Origin of the sequence: Intestinimonas sp. (assembly GCF_026169115.1) — a bacterium.
Lineage (GTDB): Bacteria > Bacillota > Clostridia > Oscillospirales > Oscillospiraceae > Intestinimonas.
Genome location: NZ_JAPFEA010000051.1, coordinates 1 through 20414, shown reverse-complemented (window position 1 = coordinate 20414; position 20414 = coordinate 1). Strand labels below are relative to the sequence as shown.

Annotated in this window: 28 protein-coding genes and 1 pseudogene; 12 read left to right on the top strand and 17 right to left on the bottom strand. The window is 63.0% G+C overall.

Going from position 1 to position 20414, the window contains the following annotated elements:
- Positions 1-22 precede the first annotated feature (22 nt).
- The 17 genes from rplF to rpsJ all read right to left on the bottom strand — a co-directional run bounded on the left by rplF (position 23) and on the right by rpsJ (position 8274).
- Positions 23-571 (bottom strand): 50S ribosomal protein L6, encoded by a 549-nt coding sequence (rplF, locus tag Q0Y09_RS04935; RefSeq protein WP_297718472.1) that lies wholly within the window; start codon positions 569-571, stop codon positions 23-25.
- A 16-nt stretch (positions 572-587) separates the two neighbouring features.
- A complete protein-coding gene (gene rpsH / locus Q0Y09_RS04930; RefSeq protein WP_130848328.1) occupies positions 588-986 on the bottom strand; it encodes a 30S ribosomal protein S8 in 399 nt (132 codons plus the stop codon).
- Positions 987-1363: 377 nt separating this feature from the next.
- The gene (locus tag Q0Y09_RS04925) at positions 1364-1549 is read right to left on the bottom strand and encodes a type Z 30S ribosomal protein S14 (RefSeq protein WP_033116900.1); all 186 of its coding nucleotides are present in this window, start codon (positions 1547-1549) and stop codon (positions 1364-1366) included.
- Positions 1550-1564: 15 nt separating this feature from the next.
- Complete coding sequence (gene rplE, locus Q0Y09_RS04920) at positions 1565-2107, bottom strand: 50S ribosomal protein L5 (RefSeq protein ID WP_367184352.1); 543 nt, start codon at positions 2105-2107, stop codon at positions 1565-1567.
- A gap of 34 nt (positions 2108-2141) precedes the next feature.
- Positions 2142-2456, bottom strand: coding sequence for a 50S ribosomal protein L24 (gene rplX, locus Q0Y09_RS04915; RefSeq protein WP_294512046.1), 315 nt, complete (start codon positions 2454-2456; stop codon positions 2142-2144).
- Positions 2457-2472: 16 nt separating this feature from the next.
- Positions 2473-2841 (bottom strand): 50S ribosomal protein L14, encoded by a 369-nt coding sequence (gene rplN, locus Q0Y09_RS04910; RefSeq protein ID WP_297718466.1) that lies wholly within the window; start codon positions 2839-2841, stop codon positions 2473-2475.
- A gap of 12 nt (positions 2842-2853) precedes the next feature.
- Positions 2854-3114, bottom strand: a complete 261-nt coding sequence (gene rpsQ / locus Q0Y09_RS04905; RefSeq protein WP_130848332.1) for a 30S ribosomal protein S17 — start codon at positions 3112-3114, stop codon at positions 2854-2856.
- Positions 3115-3132: 18 nt separating this feature from the next.
- Positions 3133-3330 (bottom strand): 50S ribosomal protein L29, encoded by a 198-nt coding sequence (gene rpmC, locus Q0Y09_RS04900; RefSeq protein WP_075704653.1) that lies wholly within the window; start codon positions 3328-3330, stop codon positions 3133-3135.
- 2 nt (positions 3331-3332) lie between these two features.
- Positions 3333-3767 carry a 50S ribosomal protein L16 gene (gene rplP / locus Q0Y09_RS04895; protein ID WP_130848333.1) on the bottom strand — a complete coding sequence of 145 codons (435 nt, stop codon included), beginning with the start codon at positions 3765-3767 and terminating at the stop codon, positions 3333-3335.
- The gene (gene rpsC / locus Q0Y09_RS04890) at positions 3767-4669 is read right to left on the bottom strand and encodes a 30S ribosomal protein S3 (RefSeq protein ID WP_297718461.1); all 903 of its coding nucleotides are present in this window, start codon (positions 4667-4669) and stop codon (positions 3767-3769) included. Before rpsC ends, rplP begins: the two co-directional genes overlap by 1 nt.
- A gap of 18 nt (positions 4670-4687) precedes the next feature.
- Positions 4688-5020 carry a 50S ribosomal protein L22 gene (gene rplV, locus Q0Y09_RS04885; RefSeq protein WP_297718459.1) on the bottom strand — a complete coding sequence of 111 codons (333 nt, stop codon included), beginning with the start codon at positions 5018-5020 and terminating at the stop codon, positions 4688-4690.
- A 16-nt stretch (positions 5021-5036) separates the two neighbouring features.
- A complete protein-coding gene (gene rpsS, locus Q0Y09_RS04880) occupies positions 5037-5309 on the bottom strand; it encodes a 30S ribosomal protein S19 (RefSeq protein WP_297718456.1) in 273 nt (90 codons plus the stop codon).
- Positions 5310-5323: 14 nt separating this feature from the next.
- Positions 5324-6160, bottom strand: a complete 837-nt coding sequence (rplB, locus tag Q0Y09_RS04875; RefSeq protein ID WP_297718452.1) for a 50S ribosomal protein L2 — start codon at positions 6158-6160, stop codon at positions 5324-5326.
- 14 nt (positions 6161-6174) lie between these two features.
- Positions 6175-6465: a 50S ribosomal protein L23 gene (gene rplW, locus Q0Y09_RS04870; protein WP_297718449.1), complete on the bottom strand. Its 291-nt coding sequence runs from the start codon at positions 6463-6465 to the stop codon at positions 6175-6177.
- Complete coding sequence (rplD, locus tag Q0Y09_RS04865; RefSeq protein ID WP_297718446.1) at positions 6465-7085, bottom strand: 50S ribosomal protein L4; 621 nt, start codon at positions 7083-7085, stop codon at positions 6465-6467. Before rplD ends, rplW begins: the two co-directional genes overlap by 1 nt.
- A 17-nt stretch (positions 7086-7102) precedes the next feature.
- Complete coding sequence (rplC, locus tag Q0Y09_RS04860) at positions 7103-7828, bottom strand: 50S ribosomal protein L3 (protein ID WP_297718443.1); 726 nt, start codon at positions 7826-7828, stop codon at positions 7103-7105.
- Positions 7829-7959: 131 nt separating this feature from the next.
- Positions 7960-8274, bottom strand: coding sequence for a 30S ribosomal protein S10 (rpsJ, locus tag Q0Y09_RS04855; RefSeq protein ID WP_033116914.1), 315 nt, complete (start codon positions 8272-8274; stop codon positions 7960-7962).
- 562 nt (positions 8275-8836) lie between these two features.
- Here rpsJ and Q0Y09_RS04850 point away from each other — a divergent pair.
- The 12 genes and pseudogenes from Q0Y09_RS04850 (at position 8837) to Q0Y09_RS04795 (ending at position 20410) form a co-directional block, all read left to right on the top strand.
- Positions 8837-9319 carry a MarR family transcriptional regulator gene (locus Q0Y09_RS04850; protein WP_297718440.1) on the top strand — a complete coding sequence of 161 codons (483 nt, stop codon included), beginning with the start codon at positions 8837-8839 and terminating at the stop codon, positions 9317-9319.
- Positions 9316-10392: a putative glycoside hydrolase gene (locus Q0Y09_RS04845; protein ID WP_297718437.1), complete on the top strand. Its 1077-nt coding sequence runs from the start codon at positions 9316-9318 to the stop codon at positions 10390-10392. The genes Q0Y09_RS04850 and Q0Y09_RS04845 overlap by 4 nt, the downstream gene beginning before the upstream one ends.
- 322 nt (positions 10393-10714) lie before the next feature.
- Entirely contained in the window at positions 10715-11038 is a 324-nt protein-coding gene (locus Q0Y09_RS04840) for a hypothetical protein (protein WP_297718434.1), read from the top strand.
- A 5-nt stretch (positions 11039-11043) separates the two neighbouring features.
- A complete protein-coding gene (locus tag Q0Y09_RS04835; protein ID WP_297718431.1) occupies positions 11044-12984 on the top strand; it encodes a V-type ATP synthase subunit I in 1941 nt (646 codons plus the stop codon).
- A gap of 1 nt (position 12985) precedes the next feature.
- Complete coding sequence (locus tag Q0Y09_RS04830; protein ID WP_297718428.1) at positions 12986-13474, top strand: V-type ATP synthase subunit K; 489 nt, start codon at positions 12986-12988, stop codon at positions 13472-13474.
- 43 nt (positions 13475-13517) lie between these two features.
- Positions 13518-14204 (top strand): V-type ATP synthase subunit E, encoded by a 687-nt coding sequence (locus Q0Y09_RS04825; RefSeq protein ID WP_297718425.1) that lies wholly within the window; start codon positions 13518-13520, stop codon positions 14202-14204.
- Between the two features lie 33 nt (positions 14205-14237).
- Entirely contained in the window at positions 14238-15239 is a 1002-nt protein-coding gene (locus Q0Y09_RS04820; RefSeq protein WP_297718422.1) for a V-type ATPase subunit, read from the top strand.
- On the top strand, positions 15232-15558 hold the full coding sequence (locus Q0Y09_RS04815) for a V-type ATP synthase subunit F (protein WP_297718419.1): 327 nt from the start codon (positions 15232-15234) through the stop codon (positions 15556-15558). Before Q0Y09_RS04820 ends, Q0Y09_RS04815 begins: the two co-directional genes overlap by 8 nt.
- Positions 15559-15595: 37 nt before the next feature.
- Positions 15596-17374 (top strand): annotated as a pseudogene (locus tag Q0Y09_RS04810) (V-type ATP synthase subunit A).
- Positions 17371-18753 (top strand): V-type ATP synthase subunit B, encoded by a 1383-nt coding sequence (locus Q0Y09_RS04805; protein WP_297718415.1) that lies wholly within the window; start codon positions 17371-17373, stop codon positions 18751-18753. Before Q0Y09_RS04810 ends, Q0Y09_RS04805 begins: the two are co-directional and overlap by 4 nt.
- Before the next feature lie 3 nt (positions 18754-18756).
- Positions 18757-19455, top strand: coding sequence for a V-type ATP synthase subunit D (locus Q0Y09_RS04800; RefSeq protein ID WP_297718412.1), 699 nt, complete (start codon positions 18757-18759; stop codon positions 19453-19455).
- Between the two features lie 553 nt (positions 19456-20008).
- A complete protein-coding gene (locus Q0Y09_RS04795; protein ID WP_297718410.1) occupies positions 20009-20410 on the top strand; it encodes a WG repeat-containing protein in 402 nt (133 codons plus the stop codon).
- Positions 20411-20414 lie beyond the last annotated feature (4 nt).

The window sequence follows — 20414 nt, the reverse complement described above, 5'->3', positions numbered from 1 at the left end:
TTGATCATTTAGGCACACCTCCTTATTTCTTCTTGACGCCGGTCTTGCCTTCCTTGCGGCGGATGACCTCGTCAGTGTATTTGATACCCTTGCCCTTGTAAGGCTCGGGGGGTCTTTTCTCTCTGACTTCGGCGGCGAACTGGCCCACCTTCTGCTTATCAGAGCCGGAGATGACGATCTTGTTGGGGTTGGGCACGTCGATGGTGATGCCCTCTGGCTCCGTCATGGTGACCTGATGGGAGAAGCCGAGGTTCATGACCAGCTTGTTCCCCTCCTTGGCCACGCGGTAACCCACGCCGTTGACGTCCAGCTCCTTCTTGAAGCCGTCGGTCACGCCCACCACCATGTTGTGGAGCAGGCTGCGGGTCAGGCCGTGCAGAGCACGGTTCTCCTTGGCGTCGTTGGGACGGGTGACATGGAGCTCGCTGCCCTCCTGGCTGATGGTCATGGCGGGGCTGAGCTGCTGGACCAGGGTGCCCTTGGGCCCCTTCACGGTGACCAGGTTGCCGCTGCCGATGGTGATCTCCACGCCGGCGGGGACAGAGATAGGCGCTCTTCCGATTCTAGACATTTCTCTCTCTCCCTCCTTACCACACGAAGGCCAGGACTTCACCGCCGACATGCTGCGCGCGGGCAGCCTTGTCGGTCATGACGCCCTTGGACGTGGACACGATGGCGATACCCAGTCCGCGGAGGACACGGGGGAGCTCGTCGGCTCCGGCGTACACCCGCAGGCCGGGCTTGGAAACACGGCGAAGGCCGGTGATGACCTTTTCCTTGTTGGCGTTGTACTTCAGGGTGATGCGGATGACGCCCTGAGTGCCGTCGTCGATCAGCTGGAAGTTCTTGATATAGCCTTCATCCAGCAGGATCTGGGCGATGGACTTCTTCATGTTGGACGCGGGCACGTCCACAGTGTCATGCTTGGCGTTGTTCGCGTTGCGGATGCGGGTGAGCATATCCGCAATGGGGTCCGTGATATGCATGATTCTTTACCTCCTTTTAGAGTTACAGGCTTTGCCTGTATCAGCGGCAAGGTATCGGAGCTAGGCGGGCTCCGACCTATTAGCCGTTGGCCGGGGATTTATTCAAAAGCCGTGGTCGGGGCGGCGCAAGGCCGCCCCTGTGACAGCTTTTGGAACTTTGGAACGCTCCCTTCGGAGCGGCTTGGTGAAGATCGTTTCGTCAGGCAAGGCGCGGCGTCGAAGGCGTACTTTGTGTACGTCGAGCCGCCGCAACGCAGCATGGCGGAACGAGATTTACCAAGAGGCCAGCCTTGCAGGGAAGCGGCTTCCAGGCAAGCAGCGGGACCGAAGGCGTACTTTGTGTACGTCGAGGGAGCGCTGCGCGGCATGGGAGCCGATTACCAAGAGGCCTTCTTGACGCCGGGGATCTGGCCCTTATAAGCCAGCTCGCGGAAGCAGATACGGCAGATGCCGTAGTCACGCAGGTAAGCGTGGGGACGGCCGCAGATCTTGCACCGGTTGTAGCGCCGGGTGGAGAATTTGGGCTCACGCTGCTGCTTGAGGATCATAGATTTCTTAGCCATTTGTCATTCTCCTCCTTACGCCTGGGCGAAGGGAGCGCCGATCTGGGTCAGCAGCTCCTTGGCCTCTTCATCGGTCTGAGCGGTGGTGCAGAGCACGATGTCCATGCCGCGGATCTTGTCGATCTTGTCGTACTCGATCTCGGGGAAAATGAGCTGCTCCTTCAGGCCCAGAGCGTAGTTGCCGCGGCCGTCGAAGGCGTTGGGGTTGATGCCGCGGAAGTCGCGCACACGGGGCAGGGCCACGTTGAACAGGCGGTCCAGGAACTCCCACATACGGTCGCCACGGAGGGTGACCTTGGCGCCGATGGGCATGCCCTCACGGAGCTTGAAGTTGGCCACGGACTTCTTGGCCTTGGTGATGATGGCCTTCTGGCCGGTGATCTTGGTCAGATCGCCCACGACGGCCTCCAGGACCTTGGCGTTGTCCCGGGCCTCGCCGCAGCCGCAGTTGACCACGATCTTGTCCAGGCGGGGGATCTGCATGGAGCTCTTGTAGCCGAACTTCTGCATGAGGGCAGGAGCGACCTCGGCCTGGTACTTCGCCTTCAGGTTGGGCACTTTCTTATCAGCCATTGTCTAATCTCCTCCTCTCTCAGATCTCGGCGCCGCACTTCTTGCAGATGCGGACCTTCTTGTCACCCTCGACCTTGTGGCCGATGCGGGTGGGCTTGTTGCACTTGGGGCAGACCTTCTGCACCTTGCAGGCATAGATGGGGGCTTCCTTCTTCAGGATGCCGCCCTCCTCGCCCTGCTTGCGGGGCTTGGTGTGACGGGAGACCACGTTGACCTTCTCCACGATCACCTTGCTCTCCTTGGGCATGACAGCCAGGACCTTGCCCTGCTTGCCCTTATCCTTACCGGAGAGCACGACCACCAGGTCGTCCTTCTTGATGCTCATTTTGTTCATGTTCTCTCCTACCCCCTTACAGCACTTCGGGAGCCAGGGACAGGATCTTCATGTAATCCTTGTCGCGCAGCTCGCGGGCCACGGGCCCAAAGATACGGGTACCGCGGGGATTCTTGTCGTCCTTGATGAGAACGGCGGCGTTGTCGTCGAAACGGACATAGCTGCCGTCGGCACGGCGGACGCCACGGGAGGAACGGACGATAACGGCCTTGACGACCTCGCCCTTCTTCACGGTGCCGCCGGGCTGAGCCTTACGGACGGAGGCCACGACCACGTCGCCGATATTGGCATACCGGCGGCTGGAACCGCCCAGCACGCGGATGGTCTTGATCTCCTTGGCGCCGGTGTTGTCGGCCACCTTCAGATAGCTTTCCTGCTGAATCATAACGGCACCTCCTTACTTCGCTTTTTCAATGATCTCGACCACGCGCCAACGCTTGTCCTTGGACAGGGGGCGGGTCTCCATCACCTTGACGCGGTCACCCACGCCGCAGGAATTCATCTCGTCATGGGCCTTGAGCTTGTAGGTCCGCTTGACGATCTTCTTATAGAGGGGATGGGCCACACGGTCGGCGATGGCCACAACCACGGTCTTATCCATCTTATCAGAGACAACCAGGCCGACTCTGGTCTTGCGGGAAGAAGTTCTGTTTTCCATTGTCTAGGCTCCTCCTTCTTATCGGCCTGCGAGCTGCTGCTCACGGATCATGGTCTTGACTCGGGCAATGTCTTTCTTGACCTCCGCAATGCGGATGGGGTTGTCGAGCTGATTGGTGGCATGCTGGAGCCGGAGCTGGAACAGGTCCTTCTTCAGGTCCAGGAGCTTGGCGTCCAGCTCAGCGGCGGACATCTTGCGTACCTCAGTTGCCTTCATCATTATTCACCACCATTCTCGGTCTCGGCGGTCTGCTTCGCCACGATCTTGCACTTGACAGGCAGCTTGTGGGAGGCCAGACGCAGGGCCTCGCGGGCGATCTCCTCGGAGACGCCGGCGATCTCAAACATGACACGGCCGGGCTTGACCACGGCCACCCAGTACTCGGGGGAGCCCTTACCGGAACCCATGCGGGTCTCGGCAGGCTTCTCGGTGATGGGCTTATCGGGGAAGATCTTGATCCAGACCTTACCGCCACGCTTGGTGTAGCGGGTCATGGCAATTCGGGCGGCCTCGATCTGGTTGGAGGTGATCCAGGCGGGCTCAGTGGCCTGAAGGCCAAACTCACCGTAGGTAACGGTATTGCCGCGGGTGGCCTTGCCCTTCATGCGGCCGCGGTGAACGCGGCGGTATTTGACTCTCTTAGGCAGCAGCATTAGTTGGAGCCTCCTTCCTTGGGTGCAGCGGGAGCGGCGGGACGGGCACCGCCCTGGGGCCGGTTGTAGCCGCCCTGGGGCCGGTTGTTGTTAAAGCCGCCCTGGCGCTGACCGCCAAAGCCGGGCTTGCGGTCGCCGCCGAAACCGGGCTTCCGGTCACCGCCGAAGCCGGGCTTGCGATCGCCGAAGCGGCGGTCATCGCGGCGGCGGGGACGGTCGGGGCGCTCCTTGAAGTTCTTGGTGTCCAGGGTGCGGGGGGTGGTCCGCAGGGCCTGGGAGAGGACCTCGCCCTTGTAGATCCAGCACTTCACACCGATGCGGCCGTAAGTGGTAGCGGCCTCGGCAAAGCCGTAGTCGATGTCAGCGCGGAGGGTCTGCAGGGGGATGGTGCCGTCGTGATAGTGCTCGGTGCGGGCAATCTCGGCGCCGTTGAGGCGGCCGGAGCACTGCACCTTGATGCCCAGGGCGCCCATGCGCATGGCGCGGCCCATGGCGTTCTTCATGGCGCGGCGGAAAGCGATGCGCTTCTCCAGCTGCTGGGCGATGTTCTCAGCCACCAGCTGGGCGTCCATGTCGGGGTTCTTGACCTCGACGATGTTCAGCGCCACGCTCTTGCCGATCATCTTCTCGACCTCGAGGCGGATGCGCTCGATCTCGGTGCCGCCCTTGCCGATGACCACGCCGGGACGGGCGCAGTGCAGGTAGATGCGGACCTTGGCGTTGTCCCGCTCGATCTCTATCTTGGGGATACCGGCGGAATACAGGGTCTTCTTCAGGTAGTTGCGGATCTTGTTGTCCTCCACCAGCAGGTCGCCCACCTTTTCGTTGCGGGCATACCACCGGGAGTCCCAATCCTTAATAACGCCCACGCGCAGGCCGTGGGGATTCACTTTCTGTCCCATAGATCTTGCCTCCTCCCTTTAGCGCTCTGCCACGGTGATGGTGACGTGAGAAGTACGCTTGTTGATCCGGTAGCCGCGGCCCTGGGCCCGGGGCATCATCCGCTTGATGATGGGGCCGGGGGTGGCGAAGGTCTCGGAGACATACAGCTTCTCGGGGTCCATCTGGTGGTTGTTCTCGGCGTTGGCCGCGGCGCTCTTGAGGAGCTTGAGCAGAGGCTCAGAGGCGGCCTTGGGGGTATTCATCAGGATCGCGGTGGCCTGGGCCACGCTCTTCCCACGAATCAGGTCACAGACGATCTGGACCTTGCGGGGAGAGATCCGGACATATCTCAGATGTGCTTTGGCTTCCATACTATCTCTCTCCTCCTTACTTGCCGGTCTTGCTGCCCGCGTGACCCTTGAAGGTGCGGGTGGGGGCGAACTCGCCCAGCTTGTGGCCGACCATATCCTCGGTCACATAGACGGGCACATGCTTACGGCCGTCGTGGACGGCAAAGGTGTGACCGACGAAGGCGGGGAAGATGGTGGAGGCGCGGCTCCAGGTCTTCAGGACCTTCTTGTCCCCGTTCTTGTTCATCTCATCGACCCGCTTAAGCAGCTCGGGGGCGCAAAACGGGCCTTTCTTAATGCTTCTGGACATGTTTTACAGCCTCCTTACTTCGCGTTGCGGTGCTTGACGATGAACTGCTCAGTGCGGTTCTTCTTCTTGCGGGTCTTGTAACCCATAGCCGGCTTGCCCCAAGGAGTGACAGGGCCGGGACGACCGACGGGGCTCTTGCCCTCGCCGCCGCCGTGGGGGTGGTCATTGGGGTTCATGACGGAGCCGCGGACGGTGGGCCGCCAGCCCATGTGGCGCTTGCGGCCAGCCTTACCGATCTGGACATTGGCGTGGTCGGTGTTGCCCACCTGACCGATGCAAGCCTTGCACTCCTCGCGGATATAGCGGACCTCGCCGGAGGGCAGACGGACCTGAGCCATGCCGTTCTCCTTGGCCATGAGCTGGCCGGCCACGCCGGCGGAGCGCACCAGCTGAGCGCCCTTGCCGGGGTAGAGCTCGATGTTGTGGATGAGCTCGCCCACGGGGATATTGGCGATGGGCAGGCAGTTGCCGGGCAGGATGTCGGCCTCGGGGCCGGACACGATCTTGTGGCCGGGCTTCAGGCCCACAGGAGCCAGGATATAGGCCTTCTCGCCGTCGGTGTACTGGATGAGGGCGATGTTGGCGGAGCGGTTGGGATCGTACTCCAGGCGGATCACGGTGGCCTCGACGCCGTCCTTCTGGCGCTTGAAGTCGATGATGCGGTACTTCCGCTTGTTGCCGCCGCCGCGGTGGCGGACGGTGATGCGGCCGTAGCTGTTGCGGCCGGCGTGCTTCTTCAGATTCTCGAGCAGGCTGCGCTCGGGCTTGGCCTTCTTATCGATGCCCTCGAAGGCCGACACGGTCATGTGGCGGCGGGAGGGCGTCGTGGGCTTATAAGTCTTGATTGCCATTCCTCTTCTCCTCCTTACGCCTCAAAGAACTCAATGGCCTTGGAGTCGGCGGTCAGAGTGACCATGGCCTTCTTCCAGGAGGCGCGGCGGCCGCTGGGATACCGGCCCAGGCGCTTCTCCTTGCCATACATGTTGATGGTGTTGACCTTGGCCACCTTCACGTCGAAGATCTCTTCCACAGCCTTGGCGATCTCGATCTTGTTGGCGTCCTTGGCGACCTCAAAGGTGTAGCGCTTGTCCTCGGTCATAGACATGGACTTCTCGGTGATGATGGGGCGCTTAATGATGTCATAAGCCTTAGTCATTACGCGAACACCTCCTCGATGACGGCCAGCGCAGCCTTGTCCACGATGAGCTGCTTGGCATTCAGGATGTCATAGACGTTGATGAGCTTGGCGGCGGTGGCGGACACGCCGGGGATGTTCCGGGCGGACTTGACCACGTTCATGTCCACCTCAGGGGTGACCAGCACGGCCTTGCCGGCGTTCACGGCGTTGAGGAAGCTCTGGACGGTCTTGGTCTTGATCTCGGGGACGTTCAGGCCGTCCACCACGATCACGTTGCCCTCGGCGGCCTTGGCGGAGAGGACGGACTTCAGAGCCAGGCGGCGCACCTTCTTGTTGAGGGTGTAGCGGTAGGACCGGGGCTTGGGAGCGAACACGATGCCGCCGTGGGTCCACTGGGGAGCCCGGGTGGAACCCTGACGGGCGCGGCCGGTGCCCTTCTGACGGTAGGGCTTGATGCCGCCGCCGGAGACCTCGGCGCGGGTGAGGGCGGACTGGGTACCCTGGCGGCAGTTGGCCAGGTGATTCTTCACAACGGCGTGAACGACGGCTTCATTGGGCTCGATCCCGAACACAGCTTCGGAGAGCTCCACTTCGCCGACCTGAGCGCCGGTCATGTTAACAACGATTGCCTTAGGCATTTGGTCTCTCTCCTTTCTTACTTGTTACGGGCGGAAGCCTTCTGGGGATTGGCGCGGCCGGAAGCCTTCTGCGGGTTCTTGGAGATGTCGGAGCTGGCGCCCTTCTCCTTGACGTTGATGACGGAGTTGCGCAGGTACACGATGCCGCCCTTGGGGCCGGGGATGGCGCCGCGGACAGCGATGATGCCCAGCTCAGTGTCCACCTTGACCACGTCCAGGTTCAGGACGGTGACCTGCTCGTCGCCCATGTGGCCGGCGCCGATCTTGCCCTTGAAGATCCGGGAGGGATCGGTGGCGGGGCCCATGGAGCCGGCGTGACGGTGCACAGGACCGCCGCCGTGGGTCATGGGGGTGCGGCCAGCGCCGTGGCGCTTGATGACGCCGGCGTAGCCCTTACCTTTGCTGATACCGGTGACGTCCACGCGGTCACCCTCAGCGAAGGCGTCCGCCTTGATCTCGTCGCCCACGTTGAGGGCGGCGGAGTTGGAGAGCTTGAACTCCTTGAGGTGCTTCTTCCGGGCCTCGCCAGCCTTCTTCAGGTGGCCCAGCTCGGGCTTGGTGAGCTTCTTTTCGGCAACATCCTCGTAACCGAGCTGCACAGCCTCGTAGCCGTCCTTCTCAGCGGTCTTCTTCTGCACCACGGTGCAGGGACCCGCCTCGATGACGGTGACGGGGATGACGCGGCCGGCTTCATCGAAGATCTGGGTCATGCCCACTTTCTTGCCGATGATCGCCTTTTCCATAGTGTGACTTCCTCCTTATAAGGTTATTGGTTGGACGAGTTGAGCATTGGACTCTCATTGCTCGGCCAACTTGACCCGCCCGCCTCAAAACGCGGCGGACTGCGGTGCTGACAGTGGGATGCGCGGCGGGATCAGAGCTTGATCTCGATCTCCACGCCGGCGGGGAGCTCCAGGGCCATCAGGGCCTCCACAGTCTTGGGGGAGGGCTTGATGACGTCGATGAGGCGCTTGTGGGTGCGCCGCTCGAACTGCTCGCGGGAGTCCTTGTACTTGTGGACGGCGCGCAGGATGGTCACGACCTCCTTCTTGGTGGGGAGGGGCACGGGGCCGGACACGGTAGCGCCGGTGCGCTTGGCGGTCTCCACGATCTTTTCAGCGCTCTGGTCGATGAGCTGGTGATCGTAAGCCTTGAGACGGATGCGAATCATTTCCTTCTGAGCTGCCATGGTTTGTTCCTCCTTGAAAACATACGAAGTGGTTTCTGCTTGCCTTGCCGCTCCGTACGGTGAGAAATCTTTTATACACTCTCTCGTGCGTATCACTCCGAGGCATAAACAAGACCGGCATGCTTAAAGCCGGCCGGTCCCATCCAAGCGCGGCGATATACGCCAAGCGCACGGGATTTCTCAGCCGCCCGATCAACGGACATACTCCGTAGAAGTTACCTCATTTCTGAGCAATCTCCTACATCATCGCAGACTGCGCCCAAACAGGCGCTTGATTATGATATAACAGATGCCCGCCGATGTCAAGCACAAATCATACAAAAATCCTCCGTTCCTCCGTTTTTTTCTGTACCCCTCATCCACTTCGGCCACATCCCCTCTCCTCCGCCCCATTTCCATTATATATTAAGGTAGGAATCCATCTGCCTCTGTTTCCGTTCTCCGGGGAAAAGTATAAACAATTCGTGAAACTTTCCCCGGAAGAATTGACGCAGGGGATGGAACGCGATATGCTTTGAGGACGGAAGGAAGGTCCCTGACAAACAGAAAGGAGTCTCCGGCCATGCATGGTTCCAACGATATCCTGATGACCTATCTGCGGGTGTCTCAGCATATGTCCCGGCTGTTCCGCTGCCATTTCGGCCGTCTCCAGCTCACCTTTCCCCAGGCGCTGGTCCTCAATGTGCTGGGCGCTGAGGGGCCTATGCCCATCAGCACGCTGGCGGAGCGGACAGGGAGCGCCAACTCCACGGTCTCCGGCATCGTGGACCGGCTGGAAAAGCTGGAGCTGGCCCGACGGGACCGCTCCGGTACAGACCGACGGATCATCTATGTGGCCGTCACGGACAAATATCAAACTCTGAGGGCGAAGGCCGAGGCCGACGTGGGGGGATACTTCGCCTCCGTCCTCTCCACCATGTCCCCCCAGGACCGGGACATGGTGGCCCAGTCCCTGCTCCGGCTGGATGAGGCGCTGCTGGCCAAGGAGCGGGCTGACAGGCTCTGCCCGGAATCAGAAGAGGGGGGGAACAGAGGGCTGAAATGAGACGAAACCGTTCTTATGGCCGGGGCGGCTATTCCCATTACCGGGGCCGCTCCCCCCTCAGCACCGCCCTCAGAACGACCGCTGTCCTGCTGGCGGTGGTGCTGGTTCTCTCTGTGGCGGCCCTCTTCTTCCTGGAGCCCTACTGGGTCTATTCTGCCGACGGCGGACGGCTCCACCTGCCCTGGGTCCAGGAGCCGGAGGAGACCGCCTCCGTCCCCCTGCCCACCGTCTCCCAGCCGCTGGTGGTCTTCACCCCGGAGCCTGCGGCGGAGACCACCCTTCACGCCGTTCTGCTTCCCCGGTCCGCCCTCTCCGACGGCACGGCCCAGACCCTTACCGACCAGGCGGGCGCCAATGCCGCCCTTTTTGATATGAAGGCCGACGACGGCTCTCTGGCTTTCGTCTCAGCCTCCCCCCTGGCCGTCAGCACCGGCGTCAACGCCGACGAGGGCGCCAATGAGACCATTGCCGCCCTCAACGCCCAGGAGGGCCTCTACACCGTGGCCCGTCTCTCCTGCTTCCGGGACAATTCCATGCCGCGGCACCGCAATGACCTGGCCCTGCGCTCCTCCCGGGGCAACTGGCTGGACGGCGATGGCGTCCGCTGGCTCTCCCCCGCCTACGAGGAAAACCGGCAGTATCTCACCGACCTGTGTCTGGAGCTGGCCGGTCTGGGCTTTGACGAGATCCTGCTGGACCACGCCGCCTTTCCCCGCACCGGGACCTTGAATGCCATCCTCACCGGCCCCGCCTACGACCCCGCCGCCCTGTCCGGCGTGGTGCTGGACTTTTACGCCGACACCGCCGCCGCCCTGGCGGCTGCCTATCCCCAGGTCCGCCTCTCGGTGACCGCCGACCCCGTCCTCCTCACCGCCGGCGGCGCCAGCCCCAGCGGTCAGACCCTGGACGCCGCCGCTGTGGTTGACCGGCTCTGGGTCCGGGACCTGACCGGTGACCGGGACGCCTGCGAGGCGCTTCTCTCCCAGGCCGGTATGGAAGCTCCCCGGACCGGTCTGGTCTCCATCGTCCCTCAGGCCGGGCCCGAGGACCGGAGCTGGGCCCTCTGGAGCTGATTCTAATAGCAAGGTCCATGCCATTCGCCCCACCCCCTCCCCTGCATAGCCGGTCTTTTCTCTGTATAAAAAAATATTTTTCCCACTATTTTCCTTTTCATCCGATATCTATATTGTTTGTCGGTATATTTGTCTAATTGGAGGGCTCTACACAATTTTTTCTTGTGTGAGCTCTCCAAAATTTTTTCATATGGTACTACCATTTTCGCCAGTGGTCTGTGTTTCTGAGTTGATTTTGGCGGCAAAAACGTGTATGATGGTAAGTATTCTGGGGCAGGATTCCAGCAGATGGGATCTACTGCATCTGAAAGGCGGTGATGGAATGTCTTTGGAAGCAGTCCAAAGGGTGACTGAGGCCGAGGAAAAGGCCCGCACCCGCAGGGCGGAAGCAGCCGAGGCGTGCAAGAAGCTGGTGTCCGACGCAGAGGATGCCGGAAAGGCTCAGCTGGAGCAGGCCCGGCGCGCGGCGGAAGCCCAGGCGGCGGAGTCCCTGGCCAGGGCGGAAGCAGCCGCGGCAAAGGACGCGCAGGCCGTGGAGCAGGAGACCCTGCGGGCCTGTGACGCTCTGCGCAAGGCGGCGGAAGGCCGGCTGGACGACGCTGCGGCACTCATTATCAGAAGGGTAGTGGGAGACTCATGTCCATAGTCAAAATGAAACACCTGCGGCTCTTCGCCATGGCCGCAGACCGGGATGAGCTGCTCCGGCAGCTCCAACACCTGGGCTGCGTGGAGATCCGGGAACCCGACCAGGAGCTCGGCGACCCCGCCTGGGCAGGCTTTGCCCGGGTGGACGACACGGCTCTGGCCGACACCAAGGTCAAGGCAGACCGTCTGCGGGCCGCTTTGGACCTTCTCGGCCACTACGCCCCCGCCAAGGGCTCCATGTTCCAGCCCCGCCCCCAGGTCTCTGAGGCACAGCTTTTTGATGCGTCGGTCCGTCAGGAGGCCCTTGCGGCCGCCCAGCGCATCTCCGACCTGGAGACGCGCATCGCGGCCATCGCCAATGAGCAGAGCAAGCTCACCGCCCAGCGGGCGGCCCTGGCCCCCTGGCTGGAGCTGGACGCCCCTCTGGACCTCGCCTCCACCCGGGAGGTATCGGTGACCTACGGCGCCGTCGAGCGCAGCGCCGACCGGCACGCCGTGGAGACCGCCCTGGCCTCGGAGGCAGAGCTGGCTGAGCTGAGCTGGGCCGGCCAGGACCGGGACTTCCAGTACGTATTGGTCTTCTGCCACCGCTCGGCGGAGGAGGCGGCCATGGCCGCCCTCAAGCCCTTCGGCTTCACACCGGCTTCGCTCCGGGGCTGGACAGGCACCGCCCGGGCCAACACCGACGCCATTGAGGCCCAGCTCCGGTCCCTCGCTGAGGAGCTGGACGCCTGCAAGGCGGACATCGGGCAGGAGGCCGGCCACCGGGAGGCCCTGCGGCTGACCATTGACCGGCTCTCCCAGGACATCCAGCGGGAGGAGGTTAAGGGGCGGCTGCTCTCCAGCGGCGCTACCCTCTTTCTGGAAGGCTGGGTGCCGGCGGATCAGCTGGGCAAGGTGGAGGACCTCCTGACCCGGCATGCGGCGGCCTGGGAGGCCGTCGATCCCACGCCGGAGGAGTACCCCAAGGTGCCCATCAAGCTCAAGAACAATCTCCTGACCAAGCCGCTCAACATGGTCACCGACATGTACGTCCTCCCCGCCTACGACGGGGTGGACCCCAACCCCCTCATGGCCCCCTTCTTCATCTTCTTCTTCGGGCTTATGATGGCCGATATGGCCTACGGCATCCTGATGGTGGCCGGCGGCATCTTCATGCTCAAGAAGCTGCGCCCCAGGGGCACCATGGAGAACATGGCCGGGCTGCTGGTCCTCTGCGGTATCAGCACCTTCATTATGGGCGCATTGACCGGCGGCTTCTTCGGCGACTTCATCCCACAGATCGCCAAGATCATCAACCCCAACACCACCTTCACCTCTCTGCCCTACCTCTTCACCCCCCTCACCGACACCCTGGCCATCCTGGTGGGCTCTCTGGCCCTGGGCCTCTTGCAGGTCATCACCGGCATGGTCATCAGCGTGGTGCGGAAGGTGCAGGCGGGCGACTGGGCCGACGCCCTGTGGGATGAGGTGACCTGGTGGGTCATCCTGGCTGGTATCGCCCTGGCGGTGCTGGGCATCGGCAGCGTGGGCGGCTATCCCGTGGTCCTCATCGTGGGCCTGGTGATGCTCCTCTACGGCGGCACCCGGAAGGCCAAGGGTCTGGGCAAGGTCACCTCCCTCATCGGTACGGTCTACAACGGCGCCACCGGCTTCTTCAGCGATATCCTCTCCTATGCCCGTCTCATGGCCCTGATGCTGGCCGGCAGCGTCATCGCCCAGGTCTTCAACACCCTGGGCTCGGTGACCGGAAACGTGGTGGGCTTCGTCATCATCTCCCTCATCGGCAACATGCTCAACTTTGCCCTGAACCTGCTGGGCTGCTACGTCCACGACCTGCGGCTCCAGTGTCTGGAGTTCTTCGGGCGGTTCTACAAGGAGGGCGGCAAGCCCTTCCGTCCCCTGTTCATCAACACCAAATATGTAGATATCAAGGAGGAACAATAACATGGCTGACTTTATTGCGCAATTTGGCGGTATCGGTCTGGCTTTCCTGGGCGCCGCTCTGGCGGTGGGCCTGTGCTGCGTGGGCTCTGCCAAGGGCACCGGCATGGTGGGCGAAGCGGCCACCGGCCTTCTCAGCGAGAATCCCGAGCACTTCTCCAAGTGCCTGATCCTTCAGGTCCTCCCCGGCACCCAGGGTCTGTACGGCCTGGTCATCTGGTTCTTCGCCCTCTTCACCATGGGCGCCTTCTCCGGCGGCATCGTCCCCCTCACCGTTACCCAGGGCCTGACCATCTTCGTCTCCTGCATCCCCATGGCCATCGGCGGCTGGCTGTCCGCCAAGTACCAGGGCCGCGTGGCCGCCTCCGCCATCAACGTGGTGGCCAAGAAGCCCGACGACTGGGCCAAGGGCATCATCCTCTGCGGTATCGTGGAGTTCTACGCCATCCTCTCCCTGCTGGCCTCCGTGCTGCTGCTGATGAACGCCCTGTAAGGGCGCTCCTCCGCGACAAGACAGGAAGGAAAGGCGGTAACCTATGAACGGAATCGAAAAAATCACCGGTCAGATCGACGCCGACGTCCAGAAGGAGATCGACGCCGCCCTGGACCAGGCCAAGGCCCAGGCCAGGGAGATCGAAGACCGGTATGCGTCCCAGGCCCAGTCCCAGGCGGAGGCCATCCGCCGCAAGGGCGAGCAGGACGCCGCCCTCCGTCAGGAGCGGCTGGTGGACGTGGCCAAGCTGGAGGCCCGGAAGAGCCTTCTGGCCGCCAAGCAGGACCTGGTGGGGCAGGCGTTCGACCTGGCCCTCAAAAAGCTGCTGGAGCTCCCCGACCAGGAGTACATCGACCTGTTGGCCAAACTGGCCGTGGCCGCCTCCCGCACCGGGCGCGAGCAGGTCATCTTCTCCCAGAAGGACCGCTCCCGCTTCGGCAAGGCCGTGGTCACCCGGGCCAACGAGATCCTGGCCAGACAGGTGGCCCCCAAGCTCCCCGACGATCTGACCGAGACCAAGGCCGGAGCCGTGCTGGATAAGGTGGTCACCGGGGCCTCCGCCGTGCTGGCGGGCACCGGGATGCTCACCATGGCCGAGGAGTCCCGGCCCATGGCCGGCGGACTCATCCTCCGGGATGGCCGGGTGGAGACCAACTGCTCCTTCGAGGTGCTCATCCACCTCCAGCGGGACGCCCTCTCCGCCGAGGTGGCCAGGGCCCTGTTCGCATGACGGCCCAACGCCACACGGAAAGGAGGGTGTAACGTGGCCCAGAAACTGACGGAATACGACTACCTCTATATCTCCGCCCGCATCCACGCCATGGAGAACAAGCTCCTGACCCGGGAGCGGATGGAACGGATGCTCACCGCCCGCAGCGCGGAGGAGGCGGCCAAGGTGCTCTCCGAGTGCGGCTACGGGGACTTCCCGTCCCTCACCCCCGACGCCATTGAGCGCACCCTGGACGCGGCCCGGCTCTCGCTCTTTGCCGAGCTGCGCCGCGCCGCCCCCGACCCCGCCATCGTGGACGTCTTCTGCATCAAATATGACTACCACAACGCCAAGGTCCTCTTGAAGGCCGAGGCCACCGGTCAGTCCCCCGACGAACTGCTGCTGGACGCCGGGCGCTACCCCGCCGCACGCCTCAAGGAGGACTATGTCCAGGGCGACCTGAGCCGGTACAGTGCCGCCTTCGCCCAGGCGGTGACCCAGGCCAGAGAGCTGCTTGCCTCCAGCGGCGACCCCCAGGCCGCCGACCTGCTGCTGGACCGGGCCTACTACGCCGAGATGCTCGCCGCAGCCAGGTCCGCCCGCAGCCCCTTCCTGGAGGGGTATGTGCAGCTGTCCATCGACAGCGCCAACCTGCGCTCGGTGGTCCGGGCCGCCCGGATGGGCAGGGGCCCCGACTTCCTGCGCCGGGTGCTGCTGCCCGACGGCAATGTGAAGACGGACCGTCTCCTCTCTGCCGGGACCGGCGGGGCCGACCTGGCGGGGCTCTTTGCCCACACCTACCTCACTGCGGCGGCCCAGGAGGGCGCCGAGGCCATGCGTGGGGGCAGCCTCACCCAGTTCGAGCGGCTGTGCGACAACGCCCTCACCGCCTATCTCTCCCAGGGCAAGCGGGTGGCCTTCGGGGAACACCCCCTCATCGGCTACCTCTACGCCAAGGAGAACGAGCTGACCACCATCCGGATCATCCTCACTGGCCGTCTGGCCGGTCTGGACGCCGAGACCATCCGGGAAAGGCTGCGTGAGAGCTATGTCTAACGAGAAATACCGCATCGCCGTGCTGGGGGACCAGGACAGCGTGCTGGGCTTCAAAGCCCTGGGGCTGGACGTCTACCCCGCTGAGACTGTGGAGGCCGCCCGTGTGACCCTCCACCGCCTGGCCCGGGAGAACACCGCCATCATCTACCTCACCGAGGAGCTGGCAGCCGGCCTGGAGCATGAGATCGCCCGCTACAAGGACGCCCTCACCCCCGCCATCATCCTCATCCCCGGCAAGTCCGGCTCCCTGGGCATCGGCATGGCCAACGTGAAGAAGTCCGTGGAGCGGGCTGTGGGAGCGGACATCCTCGGCGGGTAAGCCATCATTGAATTCACCCGAAAGAAGGTCGAAATACTTGAGCAGCGGAAAGATTGTCAAGGTCTCCGGACCGCTGGTGGTGGCCACCGGACTTTCGGACGCCAACATGGCCGACGTGGTCCGGGTGGGCGAACAGCGCCTCATCGGTGAGATCCTCACCATGAACGGCGACTCCGCCTCCATCCAGGTCTACGAGGAGACCTCCGGCCTTGGCCCCGGCGCGGCGGTGGAGACCACCGGTTCTCCCCTGTCCGTGGAGCTGGGCCCCGGCCTCATCGAAAACATCTACGACGGCATCCAGCGCCCCCTGGAGGGCATCATGAAGATCGCCGGCTCCACCATCACCCGCGGCATTGAGGTCCCCGCCCTGGACCGGGAGAAGAAGTGGGACTTCACGGCCACCGCCAAGAAGGGCGACAAGGTGGTGGGCGGCGACGTCATCGGCACCGTCCAGGAGACCCCCTCCGTCCTCCATAAGATCATGATCCCCCCCAGAATGAGCGGCACCATCGAGTCCATCCAGTCCGGCTCCTTCACGGTGCTGGACACCGTAGCCGTGCTGGTGGACGACAAGGGGGCCAAGCATGAGCTCACCATGGTGCAGAAGTGGCCCGTCCGCGTGGGCCGGCCCTACAAGCATAAGTACCCCCCCAAGACCCCCCTTCTGTCCGGCCAGCGCATTGTGGACGCCCTCTTCCCCGTGGCCAAGGGCGGCACCGCCGCCATCCCCGGCCCCTTCGGCTCCGGCAAGACCGTCATGCAGCACCAGCTGGCCAAGTGGTCGGACGTGGACATCGTCATCTACATCGGCTGCGGCGAGCGGGGCAACGAGATGACCGATGTGCTCCGGGAGTTCCCCGAGCTGGTGGACCCCCGCACCGGCGAGTCCCTGATGAAGCGGACCGTCCTCATCGCCAATACCTCCGATATGCCCGTGGCCGCCCGTGAGGCCTCCATCTACACCGGCATCACCATCGCCGAGTACTTCCGCGACATGGGCTACGACGTGGCCGTCATCGCCGACTGAACCTCCCGCTGGGCCGTGGCCCTGCGTGAGATGTCCGGCCGTCTGGAAGAGATGCCCGGCGAGGAGGGCTACCCCGCCTACCTGGCCTCCCGCCGGGCCCAGTTCTACGAGCGGGCCGGCGCCGTGGAGTGCATCACCTCCCAGGGCGACCGCCGGGGCTCCCTGACCGCCGTGGGCGCCGTGTCTCCGCCGGGCGGCGACCTCTCCGAGCCCGTCAGCCAGGCCACCATGCGCATCGTCAAGGTGTTCTGGGCCCTGGACTCCTCCCTGGCCTACCGCCGCCACTTCCCCGCCATCAACTGGCTCAACTCCTACTCCCTCTATCTGGACTCCCTGAAGCCCTGGTACGACGAGCACCTGGGCCGGCAGTTCATGATGAACCGCGACAAGGCCATGTCCATCCTCCAGGAGGAGTCCAGCCTGAACGAGATCGTCCAGCTGGTGGGCAAGGACTCCCTCTCCGCCAATGACCAGCTCACCCTGGAGACCGCCAAGATGCTCCGTGAGGACTTCCTCCAGCAAAACGGCTTCCTGGAAGTGGACTGGTATTCCAACTATGACCGCCAGGACAAGATGCTGGGCATGATCCTGGACTACGACCAGCGCTGCCGCGCCGCCATCGCCAAGGGCGCCGACTTCACCGCCCTTACCGCCATCCCCTTCCGGGAGAAGATGGGCCGGGCCAAGACCGTCCCCGACAGCGAGTACGCCGCCGTCTACGCCGACATGGCCAGGGAGATGGCCCAGGAGATCGACGCCGTGGCGGCCAAGGGAGGTGAAGACGCATGATCCGTGAATATCGTACCATCCAGGAGATCAACGGTCCCCTGATGCTGGTCAGGCAGGTCCAGGGGGTCACCTACGACGAGCTGGGCGAGATCGAGCTGCCCAACGGCGACCTGCGCCACTGCAAGGTGCTGGAGGTCAACGGCGACAACGCCGTGGTCCAGCTCTTTGAGCCCTCCGCCGGCATCAACCTCAAGGAGTCCAAGATCCGCTTTTTGGGCCATCCCCTCCAGCTGGGCGTCTCCGGCGACATGCTTGGCCGCGTCTTCAACGGCATGGGCCGGCCCATCGACGGCGGCCCCGACATCCTGGCCGAGGAATTCCGGGACATCAACGGCCTGGCCATGAACCCCGCCGCCCGGGACTACCCCAACGAGTTTATTCAGACGGGCATCTCCACCATCGACGGCCTGAACACCCTGGTCCGCGGCCAGAAGCTACCCATCTTCTCCGGCTCCGGCCTGCCCCACGCCAATCTGGCCGCCCAGATCGCCCGTCAGGCCCGTGTGCTGGGCGACGACGCCGGCAACTTCGCCGTGGTCTTCGCCGCCATCGGCATCACCTTTGAGGAGGCCGACTTCTTCATCCAGGACTTCCGCCGCACCGGCGCCATTGACCGCACCGTCCTCTTCACCAACCTGGCCAACGACCCCGCCGTCGAGCGTATCGCCACCCCCCGTATGGCCCTCACCGCCGCCGAGTACCTGGCCTTTGAGAAGGGCATGCACGTGCTGGTCATCCTCACCGACATCACCAACTACGCCGAGGCCCTCCGCGAGGTGTCGGCGGCCAAGAAGGAGGTCCCGGGCCGCCGCGGCTACCCCGGCTACCTCTACACGGACCTGGCCACCATGTACGAGCGGGCTGGCCGCCGCCTGGGCTGCCCCGGCTCCATCACCATGATCCCCATCCTCACCATGCCCGAGGACGACAAGACCCACGCCATCCCCGCCCTCCCCGGCTACATCCCCGAGGGGCAGATCATCCTCTCCCGTGAGCTCTACCGGAAGGGCGTCAATCCCCCGGTGGATGTGCTGCCCTCCCTGAGCCGTCTGAAGGACAAGGGCATCGGCGTGGGCAGGACCCGGGAGGACCACTCCGGCACCATGAACCAGCTCTTCGCCGCCTACGCCACCGGTAAGGAGAACAAGGAGCTCATGAGCATCCTGGGCGAAGCCGCCCTCTCCCCCACCGACCTGCTGTACGCCAAGTTCGCCGACGAGTTTGAAAAACGCTATGTCTCCCAGGGCAGCGACGAGAACCGCTCCATCGAGGAGACCCTGGACCTGGGCTGGGAACTGCTGAGCATCCTGCCCACCTCTGAGCTCAAGCGGATCAAACCGGAGTATATCGAGAAGTACCTCCCGAAAAAGGAGGGGTAAGCTATGCCGGCGATAAACGTAAATCCCACCCGGCAGGAGCTGACCCGGCTCAAAACCCGGCTCAGGACCTCCATCCGGGGCCATAAGTTGCTCAAGGACAAGCGGGACGAGCTGATGAAGCAGTTCCTGGACGTGGTGCGGGAAAACCGGGCCCTCCGGAAAAAGGTGGAGGACGCCCTTATGGCGGCCCACGGCTCCTTTACCGTGGCCAGCGCCCTCATGTCCACCGAGATGCTCAAGCAGTCCCTCATGTATCCCAAGCAGTCGGTGGAGCTCACCATGGACTTTCAGAACATCATGTCCGTGAACGTGCCCCAGTACCACTTCAAGACCCGCACCGCCGACGCCGGGGACGTGTACCCCTACGGCTTTGCCGCCACCTCCGGCGCCCTGGACGACGCGGTGGACGCCCTCTCCGGCGTTTTTCAGGATATGCTGCGGCTGGCCGAGATGGAAAAGACGGCTCAGCTCCTGGCGGAGGAGATCGAAAAGACCCGCCGCCGGGTCAACGCCCTGGAATACGTCAAGATCCCCCAGATGCAGGAATCCATCAAGTATATCTCCATGAAGCTGGATGAAAACGAGCGCTCCAACACCATCCGGCTCATGAAGGTCAAGGATATGCTGCTCAAGGAAGCCATTGAGGAGAAGCGGGAAGCCGACCAGGAGGCCATGACCGCCTTCCGGGAAGAAGAGCTGTAACCGCCGCCCTCCCATCTGCACGCAAAAAATGCCCTGCCTTCAACGGCAGCGTCATTCCGTTAAAACCCGATCCCCGGCGTAGAGGGGCAGATTTGTGCTGTCTGCCCCTTTGCGCCGGGGCTTTTTGCGATGCAAACGCATCGCAAAATTGGCCATGTGCCGCTTTCCGCGGCACGGCCATGCAATCAAAGCGCATGGGCCGGGACGGCCCATATGCGCATAAACTTCATGCGCCACAAGCCTTTGCCCGTTTTCGTGGTGCGCGCTTGGCGCATGAAGTTTTATGCTTTTCGGCTTGTCCAAACAGCTTTTTCTGCATTTATTCCCATCATGCCATCCGCTTTTCTTGGCAAATCGAAGTACTTTTAGCATATCCTGTCGAAATGGCCTTGTAATTATTTATAGGATAGGTTAAAATTAGAACAGAACTGTAAAATTGCGGCAGGACATCGTGGGCTACCGCCCGCTATGTCCTGTTATTGCGCCTGCCCGGTATACCCCCCGTCCGTTTTGCTTTCCAATGACAAAGTTGAGAAATGAGAGGAGAATCCGCATGCGAAAGAAGATCCTGTCCCTGGCGTTGACCCTGGCGCTCTCCCTGTCCCTGGTAACCCCCGCGCTGGCGGTCTCTGTGACCGAGATCCCGATGGAATATGCCAGCGCCGATCTCTACGGTCAACCACCACACTTTTCTGAGGGGTTGGAGGCGGTAGAGAACGCCGATGGGCTGTACGGCTTTATCGACAAGACCGGCAAGCAGGTCATCCCCTGCCAGTACCAGGATGTGAGAATTTTCTCTGAGGGGCTGGCAGCTGTAGAGAACGCTAATGAGCTGTGGGGCTTTATCGACAAGACCGGCAAACAGGTCGTACCCTGCCAATATTGGTATATGTACAACTTCTCCGAAGGTCTGGCGCATGTAACGAACACATATGTACTATTGGGCGTTATCTAAAACA